We start from the raw sequence: 17,000 nt of genomic DNA, 5'->3' as shown, positions 1-17,000 counted from the left end.
CGTGAGTGATGAAAGACGCGCAGCACATCTCTGTGGGTGGGGCGCCGGAAGGCTTTGATGCCCAACTCATTCTGAATGAGGTGGCCAAAAGTGGCGGCCCGGTGATCCATGTGGCGCGCGATGACAAGCGCATGGCGGCGACCCGCGCCGCGCTGAGTTTCTTTAAGCCCGACATGCCGGTGATTGTCTTTCCGGGGTGGGACTGTATGCCTTATGACCGGGTGTCGCCCAACGCCGATATCTCGGCGACCCGCATGGCGACGCTGGCAGGACTGGTGCATGGCATGCCGGAGCAGTTTGTGCTGCTCACGACGCTCAACGCGGTGACGCAGCGCGTGCCTGCGCGCAATATCCTGAAAGAGGCGGCCTTCCGGGCGCAGGTGAACGCGCGTGTGGATGAGGAGGCGTTGCGTAACTTCCTCGTGCGTATGGGATTTTCCCAAGCGCCCACGGTGATGGAGCCAGGCGATTATGCCATTCGGGGCGGCATCATCGACATTTATCCCCCCGGCGACAGCGGCCCGGTGCGGTTGGATTTCTTTGGCGATGTGCTGGATGGGGCGCGGCGGTTTGATCCGGCCACACAGCGCACAACAGAGACATTGGACGCGATTGAGCTTGCGCCGGTGAGTGAGGTCATTCTGGATGAGGCGGTGATCACGCGGTTTCGGCAGAATTACCGCATCGAATTTGGCGCGGCGGGCACAGATGATCCGCTTTATGAGGCGATCAGCGCAGGGCGCAAGCATCAGGGTGTGGAGCACTGGCTGCCGTTCTTCCATGAAGAGCTGGAAACGCTGTTTGACTATTTGCCCAATGCGTCAATTTCCGTGGATGATCAGACAGATGCGGCGCGTCTTGCCCGTTGGGAGGCGATTGCTGATCAATATGAAACCCGCCAGCATGCGATGACGCAGAAGGCGCGGCTGGACACGGTCTATAAGCCGGTGCCGCCGGGGCTGCTTTATCTGGATGACAAGGCCTGGGATCAGGCGGTTGCAGGGCGGCGGATGCTGCATTTTGCGGCTCTGCCGCAGGCGTCGGGGCCGGGCACAATTGATGCGGGCGGGCGCATCGGGCGCAATTTCTCACCGGAGCGTCAGCAGGAAAACCTGAGCCTTTTCGGAGCTTTGGCGGATCATATTCGCAAGAAATTGCCGGACGGCCCGGTGGTTGTGGCGAGCTATTCCGAGGGCGCGCGGGAGCGTCTGAGCGGGCTCATTGAAGATGAAGGGCTTGCGGAAACGATTCCGGTGACAGACGCCAGCCGGATCGGTAAAACAGGGCTCTATCTGGCGGTTTGGGCGCTGGAGCACGGGTTTGAGACCCCCGGTCTGACGGTGATTTCCGAGCAGGATGTGCTGGGGGATCGCCTGATCCGCGCGCCGCGCAAAAAGAAGCGGGCCGAGAACTTCCTGACCGAAACGCAATCGCTGAGCCCCGGGGATCTGGTGGTGCATGTGGACCACGGGATCGGGCGTTATCACGGGCTTGAGGTGGTCACGGCGGCCGGGGCCGCGCATGAATGTATCCTGCTGGAATATGCCGAGAGCGCAAAGCTTTACCTGCCGGTCGAAAACATCGAGCTGCTTTCCAAATACGGCCATGATGAAGGCCTGCTGGATCGGCTGGGCGGTGGCGCTTGGCAGGCCAAGAAAGCCAAGCTGAAAGAGCGCATTCGCGAGATGGCGGATCGGTTGATCCGGGTGGCAGCAGAGCGGGAGTTGCGCTCAGCGCCTGTGCTGGAGGCGCAGCATCATGCGTGGGAAGAGTTCTCTGCGCGCTTCCCGTATCAGGAAACCGATGATCAGCTGCGCGCGATTGGAGATGTGATTGACGATCTCTCCTCGGGCCGGCCCATGGATCGGCTGGTCTGTGGCGATGTGGGCTTTGGAAAAACCGAGGTGGCGATGCGCGCGGCCTTTGTGGCGGCCATGTCTGGCCAGCAGGTGGCAGTGATTGCGCCAACCACGCTTTTGGCACGTCAGCACGCCAAGGGGTTTGCGGAACGATTTCGCGGATTTCCTTTGGAAGTCAGATCCTTGTCGCGATTTGTTCCGGCAAAGGAAGCGGAGAAAACCCGCGATGGTATGGCCCGTGGGACGGTGGATATTGTTGTCGGCACCCATGCGTTGCTGGCCAAGAATACGCGGTTTCAGAACCTTGGGCTGCTGATCATTGACGAAGAACAGCACTTTGGTGTGGCGCATAAAGAGCGGCTGAAACAGATGCGCAGCGATGTGCATGTGCTGACGCTGACGGCGACGCCGATCCCGCGGACATTGCAGCTGAGCCTGTCGGGCGTGCGGGATCTGTCGATCATTGGCACGCCACCGGTGGACCGTTTGGCGATCCGCACCTATGTGAGCAGCTTTGATGCGGTGACCGTGCGCGAGGCGCTGCTGCGCGAGCATTATCGCGGCGGGCAGAGCTTCTATGTGGTGCCGCGGGTCAGCGATCTGCCGGAGATCGAAGAGTTCCTGCGTGATCATGTGCCGGAGGTGAGCTTTGTCACCGCCCATGGGCAGATGGCGGCAGGTGAGCTCGATGACCGGATGAACGCCTTTTATGACGGCAAATATGATGTGCTGTTGGCGACCACGATTGTGGAAAGCGGGCTGGATATCCCGACGGCTAACACAATGATTGTGCACCGCGCCGATATGTTTGGTCTGGCGCAGCTTTATCAGATCCGGGGACGGGTCGGGCGCTCAAAGACACGGGCCTATGCTTATCTGACCACCAAACCACGGGCGAAGCTGACCCCGGCGGCAGAGAAGCGCCTGCGGGTGCTTGGATCACTGGATACGCTGGGGGCAGGCTTTACGCTGGCCTCGCAAGATCTGGACATTCGCGGCGCGGGGAACCTGCTGGGCGAAGAGCAATCTGGTCAAATGCGCGATGTGGGCTATGAGCTTTATCAGTCGATGCTGGAAGAAGCGATTGCCAAGATCAAGGCCGGAGAGCTGGAAGGGCTGTCTGACGGGGATGACCAATGGGCGCCACAGATCAATCTGGGTGTGCCGGTGCTGATCCCGGAAAATTACGTGCCGGATCTGGATGTGCGCCTTGGGCTCTATCGTCGCCTGAGCGGGCTGCAGGGCAAGGTGGAGCTTGAGGGCTTTGCCGCCGAGCTGATTGACCGATTTGGGAAATTGCCTAAAGAGGTCAACACCTTGCTGCTCATTGTTCGCATCAAGGAGATGTGCAAGAAAGCCGGAATTGCCAAGCTTGATGGCGGGCCAAAGGGCGCGACCATTCAGTTCCACAATGACAAATTTGCCTCCCCGCAGGGGTTGGTGGAGTTCATTCAGGATCAGAAGGGGCTGGCCAAGGTCAAAGACAACAAGATTGTTGTGCGGCGTGATTGGGCCAAGTCCTCTGACAAGATCAAAGGGGCTTTTGCGATTGCCCGTGATCTGGCCCAGAAGGTTGTGAACGAGCAGAAGCGCGCCAAGGCCAAAGCTGCGAAGTAGGCGGCTGACGGGGGCGGTTGTGGTGGCAACAAGAGACGCTGTCTCTGCCACCGCAGAGGGTGCTGGGCGCTGCCCGTTCGCCGCTGGACGCGGCTCACCCCCGGGATATTTTCCGAATGAGAACGCGGGCTTGTGTGCGCCCAAGTCGCCGCTGCGCCCTTCGTTAAGCCAGCGCTTCCTGACGGCGCATGTGCAGCATCATGGCGAAGCTGATCACTGCAAACACAAACAGCGCGAGGGCCATCGGGAATGGGGTGCCGTCAAAAGCCAATCCAACCGGGGTGGCGAGCAGGCCGCCCAGAATGGTCGAGATCGCACCCATCACCGAGGCGGCGGTGCCGGCCATATGGCCAAGCGGCTCCATGGCCATGGCGTTGAGATTGCCGATGGTCATGCCGATGGAAAAGAACAGTCCGGTTTGCCAAATCACGAAGGCGATGAACTGAACGCCAATGTCCGGTGAGGCGCTGGCGGCAATCATCACAATGGCAAAGACCGCCTGTGCGGCGATGGCGACGGTGACCAGATAGCGCATGCCAAGCACCATCACGAGCTTTGCATTCAACAGGCTGGCGGTGCCGGAGAACAGTGCGACTGCGGCGAACCAGAACGGAAATTGGTCTGCGCGGTCAAAGGTTTGCTCGTAAATCGGTTGCACAGAGCTGATCATGGCAAAAAGCCCAGCAAAGATCAGCGATTGCACCAGCATGGAGGTGCGCACCGCGGGGATGGCCCACATTTCCCGCACCCCTGCCATCAGTTTGGCAAAGCTGAAGGGACGGCGGTTTTCCGGAGCGAGGGATTCCGGCAGGCGGGTGCCGATCCAGATCATGGAGATCACCGAGAAGACAATGAAGGCCACAAAGATGCCGCGCCAGGAGGAGAAATCAATGATCACCATGCCAAGGGCCGGGGCAAAGGCGGGAACCAGTGTGAAAATCATCATGGCAAAAGACATGATGCGGGCCATTTCGCGCCCGGCAAACAGATCCCGCACAATCGCCATGGTGGCGATGCGCGGACCGGAGGCACCGATCCCTTGAAAGAAGCGGGCGGCGAGCACCCATTCCAATGTTGCGCTTTGCCAGCCGATGAAGGCGCAGATCGAGAACAGGATGGCGCCGACAATCACCACGGGTTTGCGGCCAAAGCGGTCTGACAGCGGGCCGGTGAAAAAGGTGCCAAGCCCCATGCCCATCACAAAGGAGGTGATGATCAATGTGGCGCGCGACGGCGCGTCGGGGCTGAGCTCGTTGGCGATTTCAGGCAGCGCGGGCAGCATCGCGTCAATCGAGAAAGCAATGGTGGAGAACATCATGGCGCACAGCGCGATGAATTCGGCCTGCGTCATGGGCAGGGAGTCTTTGGTCATGACGGTCTCCGGTGCTTTGCCTGTGATGCGGGCGCGCTTGAGGGAGGCGCTGTGCGTCTCTGCGGAGCGGGTCCACACCAGTTGGGCGTTGTGCTTGGCTTTACGGCGGCACAGTTTGGCCGCGCGCAGAGCAGAGCTTAGCGCGGCCCCCGAAGGGTCACAAGATCAAAAATGAACGGTTATTCAGCGGCGGTTTGGGCCTTCAGATCGGCGATCACCTTCAGCCAGAGATCGGCAGGCTGCGCGCCCGGAACCGCGTGCTGGTTGGCCACAATGAAGGTGGGCACCGAGTTCACACCCATTTTGCGGCTATGGGCATCGCGGGCGCGGATGTCATCGACATCGGCGTCAGAGTCGAGCAATTTGCGCACCATGGCGGCGTCCATGCCGGCGCTGTCGGCGATGTCTGCCAGCACGTCGGTGTCGCCAATGTCGCGGCCTTCGTTGAAGTAGGCGGCAAAGAGCGCATCCACTACGGCGTTCTGTTTCTGCTCGATCCCGGCCCAGTGAATCAGGCGGTGGGCGTTGATGGTGTTGGGGGTGCGCTTCATCGCGGCGAAGTCGATGTCGAGCCCTTCTTCGCGGGCGTGGCGTTCGATTTCGCCATAGACGCGCACGGCGTTTTCCTTGCCGCCAAATTTGGTTTCCAGATATTCGCGGCGGTCCATGCCTTCATCAGGCATGTCCGGGTTGAGTTGGAAGGGGTGCCATTCGATCACGAAGGGGTGGTCTTCGACCTCTGCGAGCGCTTTCTCAAGACGGGTTTTGCCGATGAAGCACCAGGGGCAGATCGGGTCAGAGATGATGTCGAGTTTGATCATGGTGTGGCCTTGAGGGTTTGCGTTTCAAAATCTGCGCGCATGGCGCGGCGGTTGAGCTTGCCGTTTGCATTGGTGGGCAGGACCGGCAGGCGGATGTAGAGCCTTGGCTGCTTGTAGCGTGCCAGGCGGGCGGCCGCAAAGGCTTTCAGATCCGCCTCCACGAGATCGTGATCAGCGGTATAGAAGGCGGCAATGACGCGGGTGTCGGCTTTGATCTCGACATCGGTGACGGCCAATGTGGCGATGTCCGGATGGTTGAGGAGCGCGGCTTCGACCTCCAGCGGGGAGACGCGGAAGCCGCCAGCGTTCATCATATCGTCGGCGCGGCCCATGTAGGTGATGTGGCCCTGTGCATCCATGGCGCCGAGATCGTCGGTGAGAAACCACTCTCCCTCAAACCGTGCAGCGGTGGCCTCGGGCGCGTCAAAATAGCCGAGCATCAAGCCGGGATCGGATCTGTGGATCGCGATGACACCGGGGGTGCTCAGCGGCGCAGGCGCGCCCTCTGCAAGGATCGCAACGCGGCGCCCGGTCTGGGGCTGGCCCAAGGTGTCTGCCGGTGCCGGGGCTTCCGGGCTGGCGGAGATGAAGGTGGAGCACTCAGACATGCCAAAGGCTTCATAGAGTTTGGTGCCGGTGGCGGCATTCCAGCGTTTCCGCAGCGGCTCGGACAGTTTCTCGCCTGCACAAAGGCCATGTCGCAGGGCGGGCAGCGCCGGGGTCGCGGGCGCGTCCAGCATCTTGCGGTAGACCCCCGGCGCGGCGGCAAAGAGGGTGGCCTGATGCGCCCGCAGAAGGTCTGGCAGGGCGGCGGGGGCGGTGTCTGGGGCTGGGATGAGGGCGGTGGCGCCGATGGTCCATGGATCCATGAGGCCGGTGCCCAATGTGAAGGTCCAGTTGAACGCGCCTGCATGCAGCAGGCGGTCCTCTGCGCGCAGGCCGTACCAGCCGTCAAACATCATCTGACGCGCCCAGATGGCCCGGTGCGCGTGTTGCACGGCGCGGGGTTGGCCGGAGGTGCCGGAGGTGTAGATGACATAGGCGGGACGGTTGGGGTCGCCCATGGCAAACTCCGCGGGCGGGAGGCTGCGCATCCCAAAAAGGTCATTTGTTGTCAGCGTCTTGGCGGTGGGAGCTGAGGCGGTGGGCACGGCCGGATCATGTAGAATAGCGGCTGGGGCCAGCGTGTCGATCATACGCGCGACCTCAGGCTCCGTGAGCTGGGTCGATGTGGGTACGGGGATCAGATCGACAGCGATGGCAGCGAGGTAGGCAATGGGGAAATCCACGGTATTGCCCAGACGCATTAGCACGTGGTCGTCGGGGGTGAGACCTGCCTCAAGAAGGCCGGTGGCGGTGCCGAGAATGGCGGATTTCAGCTCGCTGTAGCGCCAGATTTGCACGCCGGTTGGCGAGATCACTTCGAGGGCGGGTTTGTCTGCCAGCCTGTCGGCCTGCGCCAGCACATGGGCGGCCATATTGAAGGCCTGCGGGCAGGGTGGCGGCGGGCCTTGGTCAAAAAGTGAGGTGGTCAGCGTGGTCATGCAGATTGGGTACGCAGGCAGGGACAGGAGCGCAAGCGCGACGTGGCGGTTGCAGAGCTTGGGGCAGGCGCGCTAGAAGCGCTGGCATGACAGAAAAAGACCCCAAATCGCTCATCCGCATCGCCCGTGAGAACGGGGAGCAGGATCATGTGGAACCGCTTGACCTGGGCCAACGTGTGCGGGACCTGCGCAAGGCGCGCAAATGGACGCTGGAGCAGGCCGCCAATCAGGCGGGGCTGGCGCGCTCGACCCTGTCAAAGATTGAAAACGGGCAGATGTCGCCGACTTATGACGCGGTGAAGAAGCTGGCTGTGGGGTTGGAAATCTCGGTGCCGCAGCTGTTTACCGCGCCGCAGAAAGGGCAGATCACGGGCCGCATGTCGGTGGTGAAATCCGGCGAAGGCGCGCATCAGGTCACCGCGACCTATGAGCATGAATTGCTGGCGGAAGGGCTGCGCAAGAAGGCGATGCTGCCTTATCGGGCGCGGGTGCGCGCGCGCTCCATGGAGGAGTTTGACGGCTGGGTGCGCCATGACGGCGAAGAGTTCCTCTATGTGCTGACCGGGGTGATCACGCTTTACACCGAGTATTATGAACCGGTGGAGATGCGCCGCGGCGACAGCGCCTACTACGACGGGGCGATGGGCCATAATGTGGTCTCGGTAAGCGATGAGGATGCCACCATTCTCTGGGTGACCTCGCTGGTGTGAGGTGTTTGCGCCTTAACGTTGGAGCGTAAGGGCGAAAGGTTCACCAGAGCAAAACCGCTTTGCGCCTGATCCATCCCTGTCTGATCACACACTGACCTCTCTGCTTTCGGCCTCAAGACAAATAGCCGTCTCCCCGCCTGTGGCGGGGTCCCTCGGCGATTTGTCTTGCGCCTGTGCAGCAGACAGGCCGTGCGGAGGTCAGACAGGGTGGCTCCGGAGCAAAGCTTTTGGCGCGGGGAAACGCGAAAGGCGATCCGTTGGCCGCAGATAAAACGCAAGAGACTTCAGCAGGCGGCTTTGACGTTGAGGGTTTGATCGTCTCCGCCAAACGAGAAGGTGGCGGATTTGTTGTAGGCCGCGTCAAAGCTGGTCCAGTCGCAGGCCCTGTCTTTGTCCAGAAGGGCTTTGGCGTAGTCGATGCGGGCCTGCAGCGGCAAGGTCGGGGCGGCTTTGCACAGGCGCTGGCGGATGGCGTCGATTGTGCAGACATGCAGCGTGCCATCCGCGCCTTTGTAGGGATTGGCGCCGTAGATGATGCGCATGGTTTTCATGTCCAGACCAAGCCGTTTGGCCTCGCGCTTGAGGTCTGACTCAGTCACGCCGTTGATGGGCGTACGACCGGCATAGGTGTATGTGAACAGCAGCGGCGTGAGGGGGCCGGTGTTGCCGACCTCCACATCGTTGAGCTCGGTATAGACCACGTCATAGTCTCCAAGTCTGGTGACCTGTGAGCTGCGCCCGGAGCCGGTGGTTTCACAACCCGCCAACGCACAGAGCAGTGCGGCCATGACAGCCTGTCGTGACCCCAAGATTTGAAGATGCGCCCAATTCATCATGCGCGCCCTTTTAGAGGGGTGTCGCGCAAATGGCAACTTTTCTTCTATATTTCAGGTGCGTAGGTGGTGCCGCTCATGTGGTTTAAGTGAGCTTTTTGCTCTGGTTTTGCAGCGCGGTTTCCAGATCGCCATAGCCCGTGAAGCGGCGCTCAAAGGCGAGGCCCAGCCGATCCGCGCAATCTTTGGCTTTTTCGGTCAGCGCGGGATCATCGGTTTGGGCCTGATAGACCAGCTTTTCATAATTGCCAAAATACATGTCCCGCAGCTCCGGATGGCGGTCCAGCCCCATGGGTTTGATGACAAAGGCGTCAAACTGGCGCACCAGAAAATCGGTGAGATAGAAGGCCGTGAATTCATCCTCAGCGAGTTCGGCAAAGCGGTCGTTGCCCTCAAAGAAGCTATAGCAATGGGGACCTGCGATCATTTCCACACCCAGCTCTTCGCAGGTCTGGGCCAGCCCGCCGCCGGTGCCGCAATCGGCGTAGACCACAAAGATCTGATCGTGGGTGTCGCGGTGTTTGGCCACGGCGTCGCGCACCGCAGGGGCGATCTTTTCGGGGTGCACATGGTAGATTGCGGGCAGGCAGGTGAGATCCATGTGAGACCAGTTGTTGCGCTTGATCAGATCGAGGATTTCACGTGCCAGTGCGCCGCAGGCCAGCAGCAGAACGCGACCGGTTGCGCCGGTGGGGGCGAGGCCGGTTTCGGTGAGGGTGCTGTCGTCGGGAAGCGGACTTGGCGATGTTACTGGCTGGGTCATGGGCTTGGTCGCGGGTTGGGTCAGGGTTTGGTCAGTTTGACGGCGAAGCGGCCGGGTAGCAGCGGGCTTGGGCCGTAAGCGGTGAGGATGTCGCAGCGCCAGCCGATGTTTTCGAGGGCGGACTTGGTGGCCTGGGGCGCACGGCGGGTTTGATGGTGTGTGACCCAGTCGATGCGGTCTGCGACCTGGGTTTCAATGCGGCGGGTCAGGCGGGCGCCGCCCACGGTGACTTCGACACGCACGGCCCAGTCTTCGCCGCTTTGGCGGGTCGCCTGTGGCAGGCAGCGGTGGCCGATGAGATCAGCGATGAGTCGTCCGCCGGAGGGCAGCGCCTCAAAGGCGGATTGGGCGAGCGGCAAGAGTGTGTCGTGGCCGGTTTCCGGATCAATGTAGCTAAGCACCTCACCCAGACAGGTGATCGCCGTGGTGCCTGCCGGAATCTCTACGCTGGCGGCGTTGCCTTTGGTGACATCAAGGCCGCGGCTGCGCGCCAGATCGACAAAGGCGGGGGAGAGATCGATGCCCGCACCAGCAAGTCCGCGCGCCTGTGCGGCCGCAAGCCAGGTGCCGTCGCCACAGCCCACATCAAAGAGTTGCGCTGGAACCGGACCGCCGGAGAACTCTGCCACCAGCCAGTCAAAGGCTTCGGCAAAGGTTGCAGTGTGGCCTTCGGCGTGAATGCGGGCGAGATCGGGAGAATAGAGACCGGACATGCGCGCACCTTATCGCATTTTACGTTTGAGACTAATCACTTGTTCGCGGCGTCTCTTGGGGATCAGCGGCAAAAAATGATGGTGAGGTTTTGAGTGGGGCGCACAGGCAAAAACAGGCAAAACCTGACGCATGTTACAAAAAGGCCCGCCTGATAAGGGCGGGCCAAGTCCGCTTCCGCGGAAGGGGAGTGTGACTTGGCTGTGTTAGCCGGCAGACATCTGGTTGTGCTTGCGCGCAACGAAGTCTTTCGCCATTTCCACGGCCACAGCAGCGTCGCGGCAGTAGCCGTCTGCGCCAATGGCTTTGCCGAACTCTTCGTTCAATGGCGCGCCGCCAACCAGAACGATGTATTCGTCACGCAGGCCTTGCTCGACCATCGAATCGATCACGACCTTCATGTAAGGCATGGTGGTGGTGAGCAGCGCAGACATGCCGAGGATGTCTGGTTTGTGCTCTTCCAGAGCTTCGATGTAGTTTTCGACCGGGTTGTTGATGCCCAGATCCACAACTTCAAAGCCTGCGCCTTCCATCATCATGGAAACGAGGTTTTTGCCGATGTCGTGAATGTCACCTTTGACCGTGCCGATCACCATGGAGCCCATGCGTGGGGCACCGGTTTCTGCCAGCAGCGGTTTCAGGATGGCCATGCCGCCTTTCATGGCGTTGGCCGCCAGCAGCACTTCTGGCACAAACAGGATGCCGTCGCGGAAGTCTGCGCCCACGATGGTCATGCCGCCCACGAGGGCTTCTGTCAGGATGCGGTAGGGGGCCCAGCCGCGCTCCAGAAGAATGTTCACACCTTCTTCGATTTCCTCTTTGAGACCATCGTAGAGGTCGTCAAACATCTGCTGGACAAGTTCCTCGTCGTCCAGCTCGGACAGGATGATGTCTTCTTCTTCTGACATGCGCGTTCTCCCATACCTTGGCGTGGCCCTCATTGGGGCGCCGGTTGCTCTCTGATTTTCAGGTGTCGTTCTTTTTGCTGCGACAGACTGTCTGATTAACGACATAGCCAAAGCCGCGTGCGACGTGTAGCGGCAAAATTGGCATGTGCGATGAAAGTTTTTCATCCAGATCATGGGGTTTGTTGTGCGTGTTCTCTTTTTGTTCTAAATTGGAGGCATGTCCCAGGATGAGATGCCCAAAATCGACCCGAAGCGGCGGCGCGCGCGTGGTGCGTTGAGCAATCACGCGAGCCGATATGAGCCGGTGCGTGAGGAGGTGACCGATGGGTGGGACATCGAAGAAGAGCGGCGCAGCTTTGTCACTGAGGTGAGTGAGGAGAGCCCGCGCAGCGTGATCACGCGCAACCAATCTCCGGATATTTCCTTTGACCGGTCGCTCAATCCGTATCGCGGTTGTGAGCATGGCTGTGTCTATTGTTTTGCGCGGCCCACACATGCCTATCTGGGGCTGTCGCCGGGGCTGGATTTTGAAAGCAAGCTGGTGGCACGCCCAAAGGCGGCGGAGGTTCTGGAGCGGGAGCTCTCCAAGAAATCCTATAGGGCGGAGGTGATGGCGATCGGGACCAATACCGATCCCTATCAGCCGATAGAGCGGCGCTACCGGATTATGCGGGCGACGTTGGAGGTGCTGGAGCGGTTCAATCATCCGGTGGCGATTGTCACCAAAGGCACATTGATTGAGCGCGACATCGATATACTGGCGCGCATGGCAGTCAAAGGGCTGGCGCAGGTCGGGATTTCGCTGACCACCATGGATGCTGGGTTGTCGCGCGCGATGGAGCCGCGTTGCCCACTGCCAGCGCGGCGGGTGGAGATGATCCGCAAGCTGAGCGCGGCGGGCGTGCCGGTGCGGGTGATGCTGGCACCGGTGGTGCCGGGGCTGAGCGATCATGAGGTTGAGGCGTTGTTGACGGCAGGGGTCGAAGCCGGGGCCAAGGCGGCGAGCTGGGTGATGCTGCGCTTGCCGCGAGAAGTGGCACCGCTCTTTGAGGAATGGCTCAAGGAAGCGTTCCCACAGCGGGCGGCGAAGGTCATGGCGCGGGTGCGGGAGATGCACGGCGGAGAGGTTTACGCGGCGGATTGGGGCAAGCGCATGCGGGGCGAGGGCGTCTATGCGGAGATGGTGGCGCAGCGGTTTGAGGCGGCGCGCAAGCGGTTGGGGCTGGCCCGTGATCTTCCTGCGTTGAGAACGGACTTGTTTGCGGTGCCTCTGGCACGTGACGGGCAGCTCGCCTTGTTTTAAGCGGCGTTTCAGCCACTTGCCGCGCGGTCCTCATCGGCACTGCAGAACAGAGGCGTTCGGGCAGGATAAAGCCGACGGGCGCGGGGCTGGTTCAGAAAATGCGCGTTTTGTGGTAGGATGGCGGCAGGGCACGCGGTTGTGCCGATTGATTTAGTGATAGGTTAAAGGGAGTATTTCAATGACTCCACGTGATTGGATTAAGGTTCAGAAGCGTTTGATTTTGCTGGGGTTTAACCCAGGGCCGGTGGACGGCATCCGGGGTCGGATGACCATCGGGGCAATCAAGAATTTTCAGCAGTCAAAAGGGCTGGTGCCAGATGGCATTGTCGGGCCGCTGACCTATGAGGCGCTGTTTGGTGAGGCCACGGGCGGCACGGTGCCGAGCTTTGACTCGCTGCCGTGGTTTGATGAGGCCAACCGGCTGATGGGCACCCGCGAAGTGGCCGGGCCGGGCAACAACCCTGTGATCATGGATATGGCGGCGGATCTGGACATTGACTACGCCGGAGATGACGTGCCGTGGTGTGGGTTGTTTGTGGCCCATTGTATCGGCTCGACCATGCCTGCCGAAGCCCTGCCCAACAATCCGCTGGGCGCGCGCAAATGGATGAGCTTTGGTGAGGAATGTGAGCCTCAGCTGGGCGCAGTGATTGTGTTCTGGCGCGAGAGCCGGGCGTCGTGGAAAGGCCATGTGGGCTTTTATGCGGGCGAGGATGCGAGCCATGTGCATTGTCTTGGCGGCAACCAGAGCAATGCGGTGAACATTCGCCGCTTTCCACGCAGCCGTGTGCTTGGCGCGCGTTGGCCGCTGACCGGTCCGTCACAAAGCGGCGTGACCCTGCAGGGCGGCTCTGGCGTTCAGGATACGGATGGCGACGAATCCTGATCGACGTCTTGCCTTTGAAAGCGAGCAAAAAACAAAAAGCCCGGCGCAGGCCGGGCTTTTGGATTTTGATGTGAGGGCAGCAATTAGGCGCTGCGACGGCGGCGGCCGCGGCGCTCACGTGCCGGTGCCTCAGCGTCATCACCGGTGCCATCGGTTGCGGACGAAAAGCCGCCGAGCACTTCGGTCACCTGCTCCAGCGACGGGCGGGCACCGCGTGGGCGGGTTTCGAGCGCTTTGCGCATCGCGCTCAGGTGCTCCGGCATGGTGCCACAGCAGCCGCCAATGATGGTTGCGCCACAGTCGCGCGCCATCACGGCATATTCCGCCATCAGCTCTGGTGTGCCGTCATAGTGGATGTGGCCGTCGTGGTATTTCGGGATGCCCGCGTTGCCCTTGGCGATGATCGGGGTTTCGGTGCCCTGAGCGGAGAACCCCAGTACGGTGCGCAGAAGGTCTGCTGCGCCAACGCCGCAGTTTGCCCCAAAGCCGATGGGTGCATTTGGCAGGCCATTGACCATCTGGACCATATCCGCGGAGGTCATACCCATCATGGTGCGGCCAGCGGTGTCAAAGCTCATGGTGCCACACCAAGGCATATCCGCCAGCGCAAAAGCTTCGGCAGCGGCCTTATATTCTTCAGGGGCGGAAATGGTTTCCAGCCAGAGCACATCTGCGCCGCCTTCTTTCAGGCCTTCTGCTTGCTCGTGAAACATCTCCACCGCGTCTGCGTGGCTGAGGGAGCCGACAGGTTCCATGATGTCGCCGGTCGGGCCAACGGAGCCGGCCACGATCACCGGGCGGTTGGCGGCATCTGCGACCTCGCGGCCAATCTCTGCGGCGAGACGGTTCAGCTCGCGCACACGGCCTTGGGCGTCATGCAGTTTCAGGCGGGAGGCGTTGCCACCAAAGGAATTAGTCAGAAAGATGTCTGAGCCGTTGTCCACCGCGAGGCTGTAGAGCTTCTTGATGTTCTGCGGGTGGGTCGCGTTCCAGAGTTCTGGTGCGTCCCCGGAGCTGAGGCCCATGTTGAACAGGTTGGTGCCGGTTGCGCCGTCGGCCATCAGCCAGTCGCGTTTCTCGAGAAGTCTGGACAGGGCGTTTGTCATCTGTGCCTCCTATCGGCGCGTCGATCACGCGCGCGTGTTGTGTTCAGCGCATGTGCCATGGCACTGACATGAGCACAACTTCATTTGCTGCAAGAAAATTATGAGGCGCGTTGCATAACCGGCTGCGGGGTGGGCGCAAGTGGTTGATTTGCAGGCATACAGGCGATCGGCGTGGCCGGAGCGCTGCGCAGGTTGACCGCGCGGATCATGTCCAATGTGGCCACACAAAGCTGCATCGGACCGGGGGCTGCCATGAAGAGCGGCTGCCAGCGCGGGGCAAAACAAGCTTTGAACTGACGCAGGCCCGCGCCGCCGCCATGTTTGAAATGTTTGGTGCGCAGGAAGCGTTCAAGCCGTGTGCGGCCGGTCGCCAGCGCCGGTGCGGCGGCGAGAGAGAGGCTATCCACACTCAGCTCGGCGGCGGCTTCGATGGCAGTCTGCACAAGCAGGTGCATTGTGCCGTCTGGCGCGTCTGGCAGCACACGCATGAGATCCAGGCACCACTCATGGGCGGTAGCATGGAAGCTGACGAAGCCCACAAGGCGGGCATCCTGATAGGCGAGGAAGACCTTTTGGTGGCCCACATAGAGGTCATCAAAGCGGCCCATGGTCAGACCGCGGGGCACGCCGTTGCGCGCTTCCCATGCGGCAGAGACGCGGGCCATATCGGCCAGCGGCAGCCGGGTGCGGGAGGCAGAGACGGTGACGCCGGCTTTCTCGGCCTGACGCAGCTTGCGGCGCAGCTGGCGGTAGGTGGAGCCGTCGGTGCTGTGATCTGCGGGGCGCAGGATGGCCTCATCAGAGACATGCATCACAGCCCAGCCAGCGGCGCGGGCGCGCACGGCCTGGCGGGCGGAGATTTTGTATTTGCAAGCGATGCGGTTTTGCGCGCGGGCGGCCTGACGCAGAGGGCGGGCCAATGTGTTGGCGTCGCCTTCGATGGGGTCAAACAGCGCGACAAGGGTCTGGCCGGTGCGCACGGTGCCGTAGCGGCCCGCATCACAAGACAGGAGCGCGCCGCCGTTTTGACGGATCACACCCAGCTCAGCGCGGCTGATCGGGGAGAGCGGGGCGTCCTCCAGCGGCTGGAAGGCGCGCATGTGGCGCGGGGCACGGGCAGGGCGCGGGCGCAGCAGGTGACGCATGAAGACCAGACCGGCGATCATCGCAGGCAGCGCGTAGTAAATCGCGCGAAACGCCAGAACAGCGCCTAGCAGAGCAGGCTCCGGCTGATGTGGCAGCAGGGCCAGCAAGGTGAGCTCAAAGGGGCCAACGCCGCCGGGGGTGCCGGAGAAAATCGCCGCACCCAGAGCAATCAGGAAGACCGGCATGAGGGTTGCAAAGCCGATGGTGATCTCATGCGGCAGCAGGACATAGAGGGCCAGACCGGCAAACACTGTGTCGAGCAGGCAGAAGCACAGCAGGCTGAACATGGCCGAAACCGTGGGCAGGCTGAACATGCGACCCTGACGGGCCAGCACCGGAAACACAAAGGCCACAACCGCAAGCCCCAGCGCCACGGTCAGGATGCAATAGGGCATCAGGGCCGGGATATGCGGGGTTGGCAGGGTCAGTGCGGCGAGCGCGATGGTCACGGCAAGGGCCGCCATGAAGGTGACGGTGACAAAGGCGGTGATGCGCGCGGAATCTTTCAGTGACAGATCCGGGGTCATGCGCCAGCGCACGAAAGCGCCAACAACTGCGCCTGCGCCGAGGGTTTGGCCCAAACCAATAGCCGTGGCGCCAATGGCCATGGTCTCGGTTGAGGCGCGTTGCATCTGGAAGTGACGCTGTGCGATCACATCATAGCGCGCCACGGCGAGAAAACTGACGATGGTGGCGCCAATTGCGAGCGCCCATTGCAGCGGGGACACGCCCATGACCGCCGACCAGAGCGCGGAGAGGTCCAAACCATTGAGTTGTCTTGCAAGAATCAAGCAACAGGCTGCGCCGAGTGCAAAAGGCCAGATGTGCCGCAGCACTTTCCCAACAGCTGAAAAACGCGTCATCGTAAAGTTTCCCGCCCCAAAAATTTTAAATCCACCTACCCAGCGCTACAGGAAAGAGGGTTTCTGCGGGCTTAACGTCTTCAATTGGACATAAAAAAACGCGCAGGTTGTCCTGCGCGCCTTGCGTGCTCCGATACGGTGTATCAGGCTTCGTTAATCAACTCGTCTTGCGCTTTGGCAAGGCATTCGCGACGTTTGGCGCGGATGGCGGCCTCATCAACGATGCCTTCCAGATCGGCGGCGACTTTGCGGATCACGTCGTCATGACCGGCTTCTTCGAAGTCTGCACGGATCACAGTGAGCGCATAGGCTTCGGCGTCTTCGCCAAATTTGTCCTGCAGATCAGCTGCCCAGAGCCCCAAAAGCTTGTTGGCGCGGGCCTCTGCCTTGAATTTGATTTCTTCATCGTGTGCGAATTTGGCCTCAAAGGCGGCTTCACGATCATCAAATGTGGTCATGGATGACTTTCCCTATAAGTCTCAACTGATGCACAGATTATATGCGCATCGCGTGAGATAAGCGCAAGAGCACTTGGCACGCTTGCGACAATCCACCCCT

At 61.2% G+C, this 17,000-nt stretch carries 14 protein-coding genes; 4 read left to right on the top strand and 10 right to left on the bottom strand.

Translation table 11 applies throughout. The features are described 5' to 3' along the window. The first annotated feature begins 8 nt into the window (after positions 1 to 8). Entirely contained in the window at positions 9 to 3,476 is a 3,468-nt protein-coding gene (gene mfd / locus ACO07T_RS14610; protein ID WP_422050018.1) for a transcription-repair coupling factor, read from the top strand. A gap of 163 nt (positions 3,477 to 3,639) precedes the next feature. On the opposite strand, the gene ACO07T_RS14605 is transcribed toward mfd, so the two are convergent. The 3 genes from ACO07T_RS14605 to ACO07T_RS14595 all read right to left on the bottom strand — a co-directional run bounded on the left by ACO07T_RS14605 (position 3,640) and on the right by ACO07T_RS14595 (position 7,213). Next, complete coding sequence (locus tag ACO07T_RS14605) at positions 3,640 to 4,848, bottom strand: multidrug effflux MFS transporter (RefSeq protein ID WP_422050017.1); 1,209 nt, start codon at positions 4,846 to 4,848, stop codon at positions 3,640 to 3,642. 179 nt (positions 4,849 to 5,027) lie between these two features. Further along, the gene (locus ACO07T_RS14600; RefSeq protein ID WP_209062518.1) at positions 5,028 to 5,669 is read right to left on the bottom strand and encodes a DsbA family oxidoreductase; all 642 of its coding nucleotides are present in this window, start codon (positions 5,667 to 5,669) and stop codon (positions 5,028 to 5,030) included. Further along, complete coding sequence (locus ACO07T_RS14595) at positions 5,666 to 7,213, bottom strand: class I adenylate-forming enzyme family protein (protein ID WP_422050016.1); 1,548 nt, start codon at positions 7,211 to 7,213, stop codon at positions 5,666 to 5,668. The genes ACO07T_RS14600 and ACO07T_RS14595 overlap by 4 nt, the downstream gene beginning before the upstream one ends. Positions 7,214 to 7,299: 86 nt before the next feature. Between ACO07T_RS14595 and ACO07T_RS14590 the strand changes: the two genes are divergently transcribed. Next, entirely contained in the window at positions 7,300 to 7,923 is a 624-nt protein-coding gene (locus ACO07T_RS14590; protein WP_209062522.1) for a helix-turn-helix domain-containing protein, read from the top strand. Positions 7,924 to 8,207: 284 nt separating this feature from the next. On the opposite strand, the gene ACO07T_RS14585 is transcribed toward ACO07T_RS14590, so the two are convergent. From ACO07T_RS14585 to ACO07T_RS14570, 4 genes are all read right to left on the bottom strand, one after another. Continuing rightward, positions 8,208 to 8,711: a hypothetical protein gene (locus ACO07T_RS14585; protein ID WP_422050015.1), complete on the bottom strand. Its 504-nt coding sequence runs from the start codon at positions 8,709 to 8,711 to the stop codon at positions 8,208 to 8,210. A gap of 130 nt (positions 8,712 to 8,841) precedes the next feature. After that, positions 8,842 to 9,519, bottom strand: a complete 678-nt coding sequence (locus tag ACO07T_RS14580; RefSeq protein WP_422050014.1) for a DUF1638 domain-containing protein — start codon at positions 9,517 to 9,519, stop codon at positions 8,842 to 8,844. A 20-nt stretch (positions 9,520 to 9,539) separates the two neighbouring features. Then, positions 9,540 to 10,232 carry a methyltransferase domain-containing protein gene (locus ACO07T_RS14575; RefSeq protein WP_422050013.1) on the bottom strand — a complete coding sequence of 231 codons (693 nt, stop codon included), beginning with the start codon at positions 10,230 to 10,232 and terminating at the stop codon, positions 9,540 to 9,542. A gap of 204 nt (positions 10,233 to 10,436) precedes the next feature. Further along, positions 10,437 to 11,138: a corrinoid protein gene (locus ACO07T_RS14570; RefSeq protein WP_422050012.1), complete on the bottom strand. Its 702-nt coding sequence runs from the start codon at positions 11,136 to 11,138 to the stop codon at positions 10,437 to 10,439. A gap of 217 nt (positions 11,139 to 11,355) precedes the next feature. Here ACO07T_RS14570 and ACO07T_RS14565 point away from each other — a divergent pair, with 217 nt between their 5' ends. Beyond that, positions 11,356 to 12,441 (top strand): PA0069 family radical SAM protein, encoded by a 1,086-nt coding sequence (locus ACO07T_RS14565; protein ID WP_422050011.1) that lies wholly within the window; start codon positions 11,356 to 11,358, stop codon positions 12,439 to 12,441. Between the two features lie 178 nt (positions 12,442 to 12,619). After that, entirely contained in the window at positions 12,620 to 13,327 is a 708-nt protein-coding gene (locus tag ACO07T_RS14560) for a TIGR02594 family protein (protein ID WP_422050010.1), read from the top strand. Positions 13,328 to 13,410: 83 nt separating this feature from the next. On the opposite strand, the gene bmt is transcribed toward ACO07T_RS14560, so the two are convergent. From bmt to ACO07T_RS14545, 3 genes are all read right to left on the bottom strand, one after another. Beyond that, positions 13,411 to 14,433, bottom strand: a complete 1,023-nt coding sequence (bmt, locus tag ACO07T_RS14555; RefSeq protein ID WP_209078917.1) for a betaine--homocysteine S-methyltransferase — start codon at positions 14,431 to 14,433, stop codon at positions 13,411 to 13,413. 98 nt (positions 14,434 to 14,531) lie between these two features. Further along, a complete protein-coding gene (locus tag ACO07T_RS14550; protein WP_422050009.1) occupies positions 14,532 to 16,442 on the bottom strand; it encodes a phosphatidylglycerol lysyltransferase domain-containing protein in 1,911 nt (636 codons plus the stop codon). Positions 16,443 to 16,585: 143 nt separating this feature from the next. Beyond that, positions 16,586 to 16,900, bottom strand: coding sequence for a DUF1476 domain-containing protein (locus ACO07T_RS14545; protein ID WP_422050008.1), 315 nt, complete (start codon positions 16,898 to 16,900; stop codon positions 16,586 to 16,588). Between the last annotated feature and the right edge of the window lie 100 nt (positions 16,901 to 17,000).

It is taken from the genome of Shimia sp., assembly GCF_965227725.1.
Classification (GTDB): Bacteria; Pseudomonadota; Alphaproteobacteria; order Rhodobacterales; family Rhodobacteraceae; genus Shimia.
Note: the sequence above shows the minus strand (reverse complement) of the source record. Positions and strands in the feature narration are given on the sequence as shown.

Coding starts and splice junctions, on each gene's coding strand:
- ACO07T_RS14595 (WP_422050016.1), bottom strand. CDS start 7,213: ATGACCACGCTGACCACCTCACTTTTTGACCAAGGCCCGCCGCCACCC.
- mfd (WP_422050018.1), top strand. CDS start 9: ATGAAAGACGCGCAGCACATCTCTGTGGGTGGGGCGCCGGAAGGCTTT.
- ACO07T_RS14560 (WP_422050010.1), top strand. CDS start 12,620: ATGACTCCACGTGATTGGATTAAGGTTCAGAAGCGTTTGATTTTGCTG.
- ACO07T_RS14590 (WP_209062522.1), top strand. CDS start 7,300: ATGACAGAAAAAGACCCCAAATCGCTCATCCGCATCGCCCGTGAGAAC.
- ACO07T_RS14575 (WP_422050013.1), bottom strand. CDS start 10,232: ATGTCCGGTCTCTATTCTCCCGATCTCGCCCGCATTCACGCCGAAGGC.
- ACO07T_RS14600 (WP_209062518.1), bottom strand. CDS start 5,669: ATGATCAAACTCGACATCATCTCTGACCCGATCTGCCCCTGGTGCTTC.
- ACO07T_RS14550 (WP_422050009.1), bottom strand. CDS start 16,442: ATGACGCGTTTTTCAGCTGTTGGGAAAGTGCTGCGGCACATCTGGCCT.
- bmt (WP_209078917.1), bottom strand. CDS start 14,433: ATGACAAACGCCCTGTCCAGACTTCTCGAGAAACGCGACTGGCTGATG.
- ACO07T_RS14570 (WP_422050012.1), bottom strand. CDS start 11,138: ATGTCAGAAGAAGAAGACATCATCCTGTCCGAGCTGGACGACGAGGAA.
- ACO07T_RS14585 (WP_422050015.1), bottom strand. CDS start 8,711: ATGGCCGCACTGCTCTGTGCGTTGGCGGGTTGTGAAACCACCGGCTCC.
- ACO07T_RS14545 (WP_422050008.1), bottom strand. CDS start 16,900: ATGACCACATTTGATGATCGTGAAGCCGCCTTTGAGGCCAAATTCGCA.
- ACO07T_RS14580 (WP_422050014.1), bottom strand. CDS start 9,519: ATGACCCAGCCAGTAACATCGCCAAGTCCGCTTCCCGACGACAGCACC.
- ACO07T_RS14605 (WP_422050017.1), bottom strand. CDS start 4,848: ATGACCAAAGACTCCCTGCCCATGACGCAGGCCGAATTCATCGCGCTG.
- ACO07T_RS14565 (WP_422050011.1), top strand. CDS start 11,356: ATGTCCCAGGATGAGATGCCCAAAATCGACCCGAAGCGGCGGCGCGCG.